Origin of the sequence: Alcanivorax sp. P2S70, from assembly GCF_000475295.1 — a bacterium.
GTDB classification, from domain to species: domain Bacteria; phylum Pseudomonadota; class Gammaproteobacteria; order Pseudomonadales; family Alcanivoracaceae; genus Alcanivorax; species Alcanivorax profundi.
In genome coordinates this window covers 44,912-56,577 of the sequence record NZ_AXBZ01000004.1, presented here as the reverse complement: position 1 = coordinate 56,577, position 11,666 = coordinate 44,912, and the positions used below count along the sequence as shown (strand labels likewise).

Below are 11,666 nucleotides of genomic sequence, written 5' to 3'. Positions count from 1 at the left end.
AAATTCCCCATGCGCTGAACGCGCGCTGTTCACTGTAAACCATTCACTATTCACTGCTCTCCGGTGGTAGCTCGAATCGCGCATCCCACTCCGTCGCATCAATCGACTCCCGATACCCGTGCCAGGTGGCGTAGCCCAGCACCGGCAGCAATACTGCCAGCCCGAGATAGGCGGTTAGCAGGCCGACCAGCAGGCACAGCCCGATTAGGCAGGCCCAGATGAATAGCGGGAGTTTGTTACGCAGAACCGCATTGGCACTGGTAATGACACCGGTCACCATGTCCGTTTTGCGATCCATGATCATGGGGAGCGAGAAGGCACTGGCGGTAAAAACGATGGCGCAGAACATGGCACCGACGCTGGAGCCGACACCAAAGAACAACAGCACGTTTTCCAGGTGCCATTCGTTCACCGGGTAAAAGATATAGATCAGGTTGGCCGCACGGGCCCAAACAAGAAAGACGACGATCATGATCACCGTAAAGGTCAGCATATCGCCTATGCAGGAACGCACCTGCCGAAAGCTTTTACCCAGCGTGGGCGTTTGATTCTGTTGTCGCTGGATACTGATGCCGTACAGATTCAGCGCCAGGATCGGCCCGAGGAACACGAAACCCGAGATCAGCGCCAGGTACAACCCCATATTGCCGAACCACCAGGTCGCGGCAGTGATGGCATAACTCATTGCAACCATCACCAGCCCATACACCAGGCTCGGCACCGGAGCAGCGCGAAAATCCCGCCACCCTTTTTTCAGCCAGCGAAGCGGCGCCAGTGGCTCGATGTGTCGGCACGGCGCCACGAAAGGACGGGTATCCTCCGGCAGGCCATTTGGCCGAATCCTGGGTTCCTGCTCATCCATATTCGCTTCTCCCCAATAACGGGATTACACATGCCTAGTCGCTCTCGCTCAGCACCTCAGCCACGTCCAGCTGGCCGTCATCCGCATCAAGCATACCTGCCATTTCGTCGCGCACACTATGCATTACATCACTGGCCGCCCAAATGGCAGGAATACCAAAGTGACGAGCAAGGCTTGCAGCGGCATTGCCGGGATCTTTTCCCGCCAGAACAATCCCTCCTGCCTGCAGGAGCCAGGGGGTCCAGGATGGATCCACCTGATCCATGACGAGAATATCGCCGGGCTGAATCCGGTTAAGGCTCCAGGCACTGCACAGCCGCCGAATTGGTCCCTGTACCTGACCCGGCACTAATGGCAACCCCTTGAGTAGCGGGCTGGTCTGAAAGCCACCACCGAAACCATAGCCAATCTGGTCCATTTTCCAGTCAGGCGCCCCCTGGAGGCCGTCATCCAGGTACCGTAACTTTCGCTGAGCGAGGGTCTGATGGCTTGCACTGGCAGGAAGCCCTTCCCCCATCCATAGCTGCCATAACTCGTCAAAGTACAGAAAATGGATGTCGTCAGGGTGCTGTAACAGCTGTTGATTGACTACCAGCGCCCCCATGGCGCTGAGCACTTCCCTAAAGCGATTACCCAACATGAACTTTAACACCCTGACCTGGCTGGATAACTCGAACAGGACAGCCTCACGTGCGGACGGCATCGGCACGGCAGCAGCAGTGCGTGGCACAGCCCTGACACTTTTGGACTGGGCAGGCCCTTCATTCAAGGCCGCATGGACAGGATCAGCCCCCGGTCGCAATGCAGACTCCTCGACGCCTTCTACATCACCTTCAGCCAGCGCTTGAATCAACGCCAATTCCTGACCACTGAGGAGCAGCGATAACGGTAATGGGGTATCGACCTCGGCCAATCTGTCTGGAACATGCAGATAGGCAAGTGCGCCTTCAAGGCCACTGAGTCGCTCACCGTAGGTGTCCAATTGCATGAAAGCCCGCCACAGCGTATCCCGAGTGATCTCGGGCATTCGCCACTGACTAATGCTGCGGTGAAGATTGAAAGCCGCAATTCGCTTTAATAAGAGCGACGGAGACGCTGGTGCTGCAGGGGGCTGCAGAGCCTTCCATGCCGGGGGCACCCTATCACAGGCTCCCGGGTGATCATTCTGAAGAGAACGGAAATAGGCACAATTGGTGTAAATGTGGCTATGCTGGCGGCGATAGGGTTCAACCTTCTTCAGGTGATCCCAGCCCTTTTTCTCCACGAGAGGCTCCCAGAAGCCTGTTTTCAGCCAGCGCCCTGCCAAGGTGTACCATAACGGTGTTTCGGCCTGGTGGAACAGTGCGTGACCAGCGCGTCGGGTCCACGCTTCCCGCGGTTCGGGCAATGAGCCAACCGGCAGCGTTTGCAGCAGCCAGATTTTCTCACCATCAAAGACCCACTCTGCTGCTTGCGGGCGATCGAAGCTGCCCTTCAATGCAATATACAGGGAGTGAAAGTTAGCTTCTCCGACGACCTTGTGAAGTGCAGCATCGTCGTGACTGGCATGGACCAGCCGCCCCTGCTCATCAAAAATTGCTCGCTGTCTGTCCACGTTTCCGTTCGACACTCCCTCCACCACTACGTGATGCAAGTCTTGTCGCAGAGGGTGACGCGTGAAAAGTACTCCCGCAGCTTGCTGTCTGGGTAATGCCTGAATGACCACCTGTTCCGGGGACTGTTCCCGGGCAAAGATGGACACCAGGGCCGCCGCAAGCGCTTCATCCGAGTCGAGATTCAGCAGGCTTTCACGGCGTGAGTCGGGATTCATCGGCCCCTGTTGAAGTACCCAGTAACGCTCTGCACCAAACATGCGGGGCAACGCTTTCAGCGTGTTTACCAGCGTCTCGGAAGCAATACCTGTTATGGCAGCGCGAGGTACCCGCCAGCTAGGCGGTACAGGCAATCCCCGAGAGGCCCATTGTTGAAGGTTTTCCTCACCCTCCGGGTCTGCTGTCAGTACTTCAATGCTCATGACAGGTGTGGTTTCCTGTTTCTTGTGGGCGTCAAACGGCTCGCAAGCCCCCAGCCGGCAAAATAAAAAGCCGGTAACAGCAGCAGAGCCCCTAAAGCAATGGCCAAGGCAATCCCGCCAAACAGTGCCGGGGCCTTCATCAGTGTGCTCATCAGGGAATCCTGCCAGTAAAAAAACCATTGGTGGTCAGCCGGAAACAACCAGACATGAAACTGATAAAAGACCTCGGTTGGGCCTGCGACAGCCAGCCAAGCTAGCACACCAACTACACCGATGACAGTAATCAGCAAGCGCTCACGCCAGCCGGGCAATCCCAGCGACAGACAACACCAGGCTAACGGCAACCAGAGAAGCACCAGTACGACAAATAGCAGCCGACCTGCATCGATCAAATTCGCCACATCTTCAAGGTGAACCACTTCGGCACGGTGCAACAGCAGCACTTTTTGGCCAGAGGGCAGAGAGTACTGAAGGTTCGAAAGCCCCTCCCCATGCTCGTGCACCGCGTTCCTGATTTGCTCAAACGCCTCAATGTGTTGTTCGGGCGGCAATTGCTCGAAACCTTGCTTGAAGCGATTCTGTGGGCCGTAATGGTCAATATGCTGCTGGATATCCAGTTGCTTGTACCAGAAGGCATAGCCATAGTTAACTTGGCTGTACAAGGCCCAGCTGGTCAGAATCGCGAGCAATACGGTCGTGACAGCATAGAAGAACCACACTAAAGTGGCTGCCTTAAGGCTATAGCCTGCCGTATTTCCCATTGGCACCCCCGCAATAAAAACAGAATAATAAACAGAGGATGTAGCAGCATGCGACCGCTATTCCCGTCTTTCGCCTTGCTTCTCGCCATGCTGGCCATGGCTGGCTGCAGCACGACACAGCTCCCCAAAACCCATGCCCAACTGACACAATCCGCCCTCGAAGCGGATTACTTTCAGGTCCGCATCCCAACGCGCGATGGAAAGAAACTGGCTGCCACAGTGTACCAGCCAGAGTTACAGGCGGGTCAGAGCGCACCATTGATTATCGCCACCCACGGTTTTGGTGGCTTCCGGGCCAAACGCCCCCTGTCCATTTACGGCAAGGCTGTCTTGACCGGGGAGGCAGCGATCGCCGCCTGGAAAGCAGGATATTGGGTTGTCTTCTACGATCAACGTGGATGGGGACAATCCGGCGGCCGGGTACACATGATGGATCCAGGATTTGAGGTTGCTGATCTGAGCCAGGTGATCGACTGGTCTTTGGATCACCTCCCGGGAGTAAGCCGCCTTCCCGATAATAGCCCCGCTATTGGTATGATTGGGGAATCCTACGGCGCGGGCTTACAGACACTTGCGACCTTTACCGAACCCCGCTTGAAGGCCCTGGTACCATTAACCGGCTGGCATGACATGAACAGCCTGGCACCTAACGGGGAATTTCGGACTGGTTGGGGGGCCATTTTATTGAGCGCCGGCGCCATTAACAGTGGTTTCGATGTCGGCGAGATGTTTGCCAAACCGTGGAATAGTGCCTTTGACGGTACCGTAAGCCAGGACATGCAAACGCTTCTGTACGAACGGAGCCCGGCGAGTTTTTGTGACAAAGGCATGGCCCCTCATGCAGACGCCCTCTTTATCCAGGGTTTCCATGACACCATTTTCGCTTTCCAGGAAGCGGTAAAAAATGCTGATTGCTGGAAGGATCAGGGAAAGGATGCTCGAGTAATCGGCCTGCAAGGCGGGCATGTGATGCCCTGGCCAATACAGCAATGGCGTGGGTGGCTGCCGATCTATCAAACTGAGGATACTGTCTATTGTGGTGACTACGAAGCGTCGACCACAGACGTGATCCTCAGCTGGTGGGATGAAAAACTCAAGGGACAAGAAAGCGTCGTTCCACAGTATTGTGTCAATGTGACCGAAGAACGAGGACTGGCAATAGAGGAAGACCTGCCGCCAGCCAATCGTTTTAACCTGCCAAAATCCAAGGTCACTATACCTCTGGCTGGCGCCTTCGAGTGGCTGATGATTCCTTTCGATACGGGCTCTGATCTGTTCCGCGCCATGTGGCCAGGTGCCGACCTCCGTGATCTCAAGCCAAATGGAGGCTTCGGCCGACCGAAGTTTATTCCTCTTTATGTCGTAAGAGGCGATGACGAAGTCATGCTCGGAACGCCAAAGATTGACCTTAGAATTGCCGGCACTTCGAGCTCCAACAGCATGCCAATGTTCGTCGGAGTGGGTGTTCAGCATGCCAATCGCCGCCGGGTTCGTGTAGCCAGTGAACAGTTAACCCCCCTGCCCGAGAAAGGCATCTACGAAATGGAATTACCTGCTGTCAGCCAACCTCTGAAAGCAGGTGATCGCGTGGGATTGGTTGTCTACGGTTTCACCACCCAGTTCCCGATTAATTCCGCTTTTCTGGCACGATCAGCGACTATCAAGGGAGACGTTTGGTTGCCAATCACACGTGAAGAAGCGATCTCTCTCGCTCCGGAACGTCCTTTTTAGGTTGTGATCCGGCGATGTCCCGGGTTAACGAGCTCGGGACATCATAGTGGATGACTTTGTCAGGGGGGGAACAACCAGGCATTCCCGATTAAGGGACAGAGACCTTGACGTCTTCGGTGGCTGAGCGTTGCCGGGCATAGTCGGCAGCCTCAAAACCGTGCATACCACTGTCAAAATAAAGGCTGACAGTGAAGCGCAATTCTTCTGGCTCTGGCCAGCCCTTCAGCAGATAGCCAAGGTTGGGTAACTGGCCCGTAAACTGCTCCGGCTCAACCCGCAGGTTCGCATCATCCTGATAAATAAGTGCAAGAGGGGTCTGCATCAATTCTGCAGGCACGGTAAGTTCAGTCAGCAGCGCGAACTGCTTGCCGCTGTCAAAGAGTATCCAGTTTTCTTCCATGGTCAGAGGCTGATTCACGAATTCCGGTTCATTTACCTGGCCGTCGACCACGATCGGTTTATCATGAAAGGCTGCGGTGTATACGTGTGCACCCAGCTGGTTGTTACCGTCAACCGTGACAGAAACCTCTGGATCCTTGAGCGTTGCGCGATAGAGATCGGGTATCTTCGCATAGGTATGAGCTTCGTAATGCGCTGCGTAACGCATAGCCTGTACCTGCAGTGTCATGACAGGGATGCCCGCAAGCACCACCTTTGTCCTTAGATGCATGACAGAGCGAATCGGGCCGGTTGTGCTCCCCACAAGACGTGGACGAAGATTGTAATTATCCAGTGTCATACGGGTAAATCGCGACAGCACTCCCGCACTCATTCGCATCTTCAGGGTATCGATAATCGATCCATCCCCCTGATAACCCTGATAACTCAGGTAGCGCCAATTCAGCTCGTTGTCAGGTTCCGCATCAAGGCGATACAACGCGGTTCGGGTGCGGCCGGCTTCGATGTCATGGGAGACATAAAAGTTTTCACTGCGCTCTGGATTATTCCTGATCAGGTAAAAATGGCAGTCCTGGGCTACCTGCAAGTCTGCCAGAAGCTCGCCCTCAGGCAGGGAAACAGATGGCACAGAAGCAGGCCCGGCATCTGTCAGCATCATCATTAATTCGTCGCTGGCATCAAACAGTCCCGCCTGACCCTGAAGGTCGAAACCCGACTGTTCGAACCAGACCATGCCCTTGGCAGCCATTTCATCAATCTGAAAAGCAACAGGGACAAATCCACCCTGTTCGACCCGCATTACAGAGAGTTCTTCCAGTGGGATACCTGATGCAGCGGGAAGTTGAGAGGCAGAGAGTTTCACCACCCGACCTTGGTCCAGTGGATCAAACAAACATTCACCCTGAACAGGGACGGCACTTGCCATTAGCAAGACCGCAGCGAGAGAGCGCAGCTTCATGTTATTGCTGCAACGTCGCCCTGACCGTGGCGGTACCGGAAGAATTTCCCGGGGTCATTTCAAGATTGCTCAATTGAACACCCTTTTCTTGTAGTGATTGCAGCCAGAGAATGGTCTGGCCAGCGGGTTGTTCTTCAAGCTGAATCCTTACAGCACGGGTTCCATCCGGGGAAAAGCCTTTCAAAGTAAGACCATAATCATTGGCGCTGCGGCTCACTTCGCTCACCCAGTTTGCCGGAAGACGCTGACGACTGCCTCCCGTTGCAGCGGCCCGCACAGCGGAAGCATTTGCGGTAATCCAGTTATGGGTTTGCATGTTAGTGACGTATTGGCTTCGAGCAGCATTACGACCATTCACAGCCGGTGCCCAGACGAGCCAATACAACATCACCAGCACCCATACTACCCCAAGGACCTGCAACACCTTTTGTTCTCTGGGCTCACGACTCTGGTACCAATGGACAATCGGTTTCCAGCGCTGGCGAAGCTGATCCTTCCAATCTGCGCTGCTCATCCCGGTTGCTCCACCATAATTCGTGCATTCACACCTTTAGCACCATTGCGGTAATTGGCGATGGACGCTTTAGCGCCCTGCTCATTGATCGCATTCTGAAGACTTTCCAGTTGGCTGTAGTCCTTGGCACCCACATCCAGTAGCAAGGTGTTCTGACGCTGGTCATACTGAAGACGCTTGGGTTCGACCTTGATCTGTTTGAGCACCCGGGCTACCGGCACCAGCAATGGGAAAAAGTCCTGGCCCCCTTCGGCAGAGCCACCGGCTGCCAGCCGGTTCAGACGACCCTGAAACTGCCGATTGAGAGCCGATGACGCCTTGTCGCCGGGAAACAGTTGCTCATAGCGCTGCTTGGCCTGCACCAACGCCGCATCCGCTGCGCTCTGATAACGCCATTGTTGAACCCGAAGCCCCGCCACCGTCAGGATAAAGATCGCTGCCGCCAGGTAAGCCAGGGGTTTCCAGGGCGTCAGGAACCCCGGTGCCCTAGATGCCTTACGGGGAGCCAGCGCTCCGGTGAGCAATTCCTGTCCGCGATGGTCACGTAACTGGTCGAATAACGCCGCATTGCCTGCCAGCACGGTGGCATCCTGTAATTGCTCCCCGAACAGCGATTGCATGGCTTCACGCTGATCGTCAGCTACCTGCAAGGCATTTTCACGGTTCGCGGCCAGCAAGGCCTGGCCATCATCAAACTCAAAAACAGCAGGCAGCAATGCCCCAAGCCGTTCTACATCCACCTGCAGGGATACCAGATCCGCCCCAGCGTCCCGGGCGAGAGATACCAGCTCTTCGACCAGCAACCGATCGGTTACCGTAACAAGGTACTCATCCTGATCGCCCTTGCGAGAGGCGAACCACAAGTTGTCCGGGGCATCGAGCAGCTGCTCTTCCAACAGGAATGGCAGCACACGCTGCAAATGGCGTGCCTGCTTACGACTAATGGAAACGTGAGTGAGGTTGGCAAAAGCGGCACCCAACACCAGATGCAGCACCGCACCGTCCGCGCGGGCAAAGGCTTGCTCAAGCCCCAGCCCCTCGACTGGCTCCCCGGGCGCAGACTGGAACAGCACGGTGCGCTCTGGTAGCGGCTCGCTACCGGGAACTCCGTGGAGATAAATCAATGCTGTCTGGCTCACGCAGTCAATCCTTGTCGTTATTGTGCTGTCTGGCTTGTGTAACGGCGACTCATGCCGCAAAGCCCCAGTCATAGGTATTGATGAATCGGGTCTTTGTCATCAATCCGCATTGTAAAAGGGATTGCAGGCCGGTTCGAGTGCTGTGAGCAATGGACTGACCTGCCGACTGAACACATCCGTAGTCTCCCCTTGGCCACTGCGACGTCGCAGACGGGTGACCAGGCGACTTAGCTGATCATCAATTTCCACATCCACCATCACCTGAAAATACTCACTGCTGACACCCAGACGACTACTGATATGCTGCTTCACGTCAGCCGCAATGTCATTAAAGGCGGGCAGCGCCATCAATGTGCCTATGTCACTAACAGGTTCATCCTTACGGGCTTCCAGCACGGCCTCGACTGCCGCTTGTCCCGCCAGGTCACCCAGCACGGCATCCAGCACCTGTGGCGACGCGGTGTTCACGTTAAGGGTGGTCCCCACAGGCAAGGCGGTCAACAGCCCCCAGACCATGGCATCCCTTGGCTGATGGATTACCTCGAAACCCAGCAAGGCGCGCAGTTCTGACTCATGGGCAGCTGGCATGTTCGGGGTGCGACTGAGCCGGTATTCTGCATCTTCGGCCCCTTCGGGATCATCAACAATATTGTTACTGTCAAGCCAATCCGCCATCTCCGAGGCCAGGCGAGAACCATTGGCTTCCTGAGGAAAACTCTGGTTAATCAAGCGGGCAAGCTGTCGAATCCCCTCGGGATTACGCTCAAACCCCTGATTCTGAGCGGTAACCAGCCAGTTAAGATTAAAACGCCCCTGGAGATCCTGGACACTGGCACTGAGCATGGCATCGTCATACGGCGTGGGGGGCAGCTGCACCGCCCATTGCTCTTCTACGCAGTCGTCTACCAGTGCGTTGTTGTTCTGGTCATCCTGAAGATCATCAATCAGCCCTTGTTGGGCCACGACTTCCGCTGCCATGGCGTACTGATAGCGTTTATCCCATTGCATCAGGTTATCGGCACGGGTCAGAAACCGGTCCTGGCGAAACAGCACCTCAAGCATCAGGGTCGAAATAATGGCGAACAGCATCAGCACGATAATGAGTGCCATGCCCCGCTGCCCCCGCTTCAAATCCATGGATTCACCACTGTGCGGTAAAAGCGGTGAATGATGTCACCGTCTTCCAGTTCGATTTCGACTTCAATGCTCTTGGGCAACCGCTGTTGCCAGACAGGCTGACTGAGCATGGCCACATCGGGCCACAGTTCAAGCCACTGCCATTCTCCCTGTGGGGTCAGATCCAGGTAGCGTACGGTAAAAGTTTCCACATTTTCGAGCAGCACATCTTCCTGCAGCTCGGTGGCAACATTGGCGTCGAGTACCGGCCAGTAACGGCGATACAACGTGCCCTCCTCCAATGAATACATTACCCGCTGCATCTCACTGCGCTTACGCAAACCAAAGGGGTTCGACCACCCAAGGCGGGTAAATTCCACGTAATTGTCTCGCCCCATAATGGCCGGTTGCGGATCGCCATAGGGATCGCGTACCGGACGGCTGACCAGCTGTTCAAAATCCAGGGTCAGGAAGGTCATGGCCCGCTGGTTGCGTTCCATGATGTCGGCACTTGCGGTGAGTTGATCACGCCCCTGCAGGGCACTGCCAAGGAACGACGCCGCCCACACATAGATAAAGGCAAAAATGGCGATGGTGATCACCATTTCCAGCAGCGTGAACCCTCGTGCTATACGTGCCTGCAACGGCTTCATGAGGCAGGCTTACCGATCAGACTGGCCAGATGGTAGGCCATACCGGCCTTGTCGCCGCCTTCCATCGGCCCCACCTCGATGTCCACCCGTCGGGTATCGGGGTACGGCCCTTCTGACACCTTGGTCAGAATCCACCAATCTTTACCATTACGGGTGACTTCACTGTCAGATTCACCGGTAGACGGCCACTGCTGGTAAACCTGCATTTCCACCAACTTGTCGGAGGCAACCAGATACCCCAGGTGGGTTTCGTTGATGTTGGTATAGGCCCGGGCAGACGCCCCAAGGGTTTGCCCCAGCGTGACCATGACCAGGGCCAATATCGAAACGGCAATCAGCACTTCAATCAGGGTAAAGCCCTGCTGGCGGTGCCCGGACAAGGCGTTGAGGTGAATCATTCTTCGTCCTCCTCCCTGTCACGATAGCGAGGACGGTCTTCTTCATCCCTCGGGGGCGCATCCGGATCCAGCAGTCGACCCAGTGCCGTGACCTGCAGCCGCTGCTCCTGATCAAGGTCCTCAATCACCCGTACTGACAGGGTTACAGGGGTTACCTCGCCACTGGGAAAGAAAAAGACCTGAGGAAAACCGTCTTCGTCGTCACCCTGTTCTGCGCTTTGCTCCGCTCCGCGATCCTCTTCCCTCTCTTCATCTTCGTCGGCAAGTGTGGAGGTATCCATCATGCGCTCTTCTTCCACCAGAGAGCGGGCCACCTGTTTCAGGGAAACCTGATCGTCTTCAAGGGTATCGAGCTGCCATTCCATCTCCAGCGACGGCGGCAAACTGCGAGGCGCAAGCGAGGTATCGTCCACAGGCAGGAATCTCGCTTCGAGCCGGTCGTAGACCAGCGGCTCCCACCCTGTTCCTTTGAGTCGTAACGCCATCAGCTGCCCGGAGAACAGGCTGCGTTCATTCAGCAGCGCAATGGTGTCCTGTAGCCGGGCACTTTCCTGGTCGAGATAGCTGTCGTTACTGGTCCAATTGCCCTGCGTCGCAATCACGGCAGTCAACAGGCCAACAAGCATCACCACCACCAGAATCTCCAGCAGGGTAAAACCGGCCTGTCTCACTGCCAAAGGCATCTTACTGAACGTCGCGCCAGTTGATGTCGGCATCCGAGCCTTCACCGCCCTCTGCACCATCCGCACCCAGCGACAACAGATCAAACGGACCTTCTACCCCGGGGCTGATGTACTCATAGGGGTTGTTCCAGGCATCTTCGGGGACCTTGGGCAGGTAACCGCCATCAGGCCATTTCCGGGCTGAGGCCGGGCGTTCCACCAGCGCATTGAGACCCTCTTCGCTGGTCGGGTAGCTGCCATTGTTGAACTTGTAAAGGTCGAGCTGCTGGACGATCTTGCCCATATTGGCTTTTGTCAGATCCACTTTGGCAGCCTCACCCTGACCGATCACATTCGGCACAATCACCGCTGCCAGCAAACCGATAATGGCAACAACTACCATGATCTCCAGCAGGGTAAAACCCGCCTGGGGTGCCTTGAATCCACGTAATTTCATTC

General features: G+C 55.8%; 12 protein-coding genes. 1 reads left to right on the top strand and 11 read right to left on the bottom strand.

Annotated features, from left to right (window positions below; genetic code table 11):
• Nucleotides 1–46: 46 nt before the first annotated feature.
• Genes Q672_RS19590 through Q672_RS19580 form a run of 3 tightly spaced genes read right to left on the bottom strand, consistent with a single transcriptional unit; the run spans nt 47 to nt 3,637 of the window.
• A complete protein-coding gene (locus Q672_RS19590; RefSeq protein WP_022984104.1) occupies nt 47–862 on the bottom strand; it encodes a DUF2189 domain-containing protein in 816 nt (271 codons plus the stop codon).
• Between the two features lie 34 nt (nt 863–896).
• Nucleotides 897–2,876 (bottom strand): PEP-utilizing enzyme, encoded by a 1,980-nt coding sequence (locus Q672_RS19585; protein WP_022984103.1) that lies wholly within the window; start codon nt 2,874–2,876, stop codon nt 897–899.
• Nucleotides 2,873–3,637 carry a lipoprotein intramolecular transacylase Lit gene (locus Q672_RS19580; protein WP_031225885.1) on the bottom strand — a complete coding sequence of 255 codons (765 nt, stop codon included), beginning with the start codon at nt 3,635–3,637 and terminating at the stop codon, nt 2,873–2,875. Before Q672_RS19580 ends, Q672_RS19585 begins: the two co-directional genes overlap by 4 nt.
• Before the next feature lie 48 nt (nt 3,638–3,685).
• Here Q672_RS19580 and Q672_RS19575 point away from each other — a divergent pair, with 48 nt between their 5' ends.
• Nucleotides 3,686–5,368 carry a CocE/NonD family hydrolase gene (locus tag Q672_RS19575; RefSeq protein ID WP_022984101.1) on the top strand — a complete coding sequence of 561 codons (1,683 nt, stop codon included), beginning with the start codon at nt 3,686–3,688 and terminating at the stop codon, nt 5,366–5,368.
• Between the two features lie 88 nt (nt 5,369–5,456).
• Here the strand turns inward: Q672_RS19575 and Q672_RS19570 are convergent, their stop codons facing one another.
• From Q672_RS19570 to gspG, 8 genes are all read right to left on the bottom strand, one after another.
• Entirely contained in the window at nt 5,457–6,725 is a 1,269-nt protein-coding gene (locus tag Q672_RS19570) for a hypothetical protein (protein ID WP_147393878.1), read from the bottom strand.
• Between the two features lies 1 nt (nt 6,726).
• Entirely contained in the window at nt 6,727–7,239 is a 513-nt protein-coding gene (gene gspM, locus Q672_RS19565; protein WP_022984099.1) for a type II secretion system protein GspM, read from the bottom strand.
• Nucleotides 7,236–8,378 carry a type II secretion system protein GspL gene (gene gspL, locus Q672_RS19560; protein WP_031225881.1) on the bottom strand — a complete coding sequence of 381 codons (1,143 nt, stop codon included), beginning with the start codon at nt 8,376–8,378 and terminating at the stop codon, nt 7,236–7,238. Before gspL ends, gspM begins: the two co-directional genes overlap by 4 nt.
• A gap of 99 nt (nt 8,379–8,477) precedes the next feature.
• Nucleotides 8,478–9,515, bottom strand: coding sequence for a type II secretion system minor pseudopilin GspK (gene gspK, locus Q672_RS19555; RefSeq protein ID WP_022984097.1), 1,038 nt, complete (start codon nt 9,513–9,515; stop codon nt 8,478–8,480).
• Nucleotides 9,506–10,147, bottom strand: coding sequence for a type II secretion system minor pseudopilin GspJ (gspJ, locus tag Q672_RS19550; protein WP_022984096.1), 642 nt, complete (start codon nt 10,145–10,147; stop codon nt 9,506–9,508). The genes gspK and gspJ overlap by 10 nt, the downstream gene beginning before the upstream one ends.
• Entirely contained in the window at nt 10,144–10,545 is a 402-nt protein-coding gene (gene gspI, locus Q672_RS19545; RefSeq protein ID WP_022984095.1) for a type II secretion system minor pseudopilin GspI, read from the bottom strand. The genes gspJ and gspI overlap by 4 nt, the downstream gene beginning before the upstream one ends.
• Nucleotides 10,542–11,261: a type II secretion system minor pseudopilin GspH gene (gene gspH / locus Q672_RS19540; protein WP_160169797.1), complete on the bottom strand. Its 720-nt coding sequence runs from the start codon at nt 11,259–11,261 to the stop codon at nt 10,542–10,544. Before gspH ends, gspI begins: the two co-directional genes overlap by 4 nt.
• Nucleotides 11,230–11,664 carry a type II secretion system major pseudopilin GspG gene (gspG, locus tag Q672_RS19535; protein WP_022984093.1) on the bottom strand — a complete coding sequence of 145 codons (435 nt, stop codon included), beginning with the start codon at nt 11,662–11,664 and terminating at the stop codon, nt 11,230–11,232. Before gspG ends, gspH begins: the two co-directional genes overlap by 32 nt.
• Between the last annotated feature and the right edge of the window lie 2 nt (nt 11,665–11,666).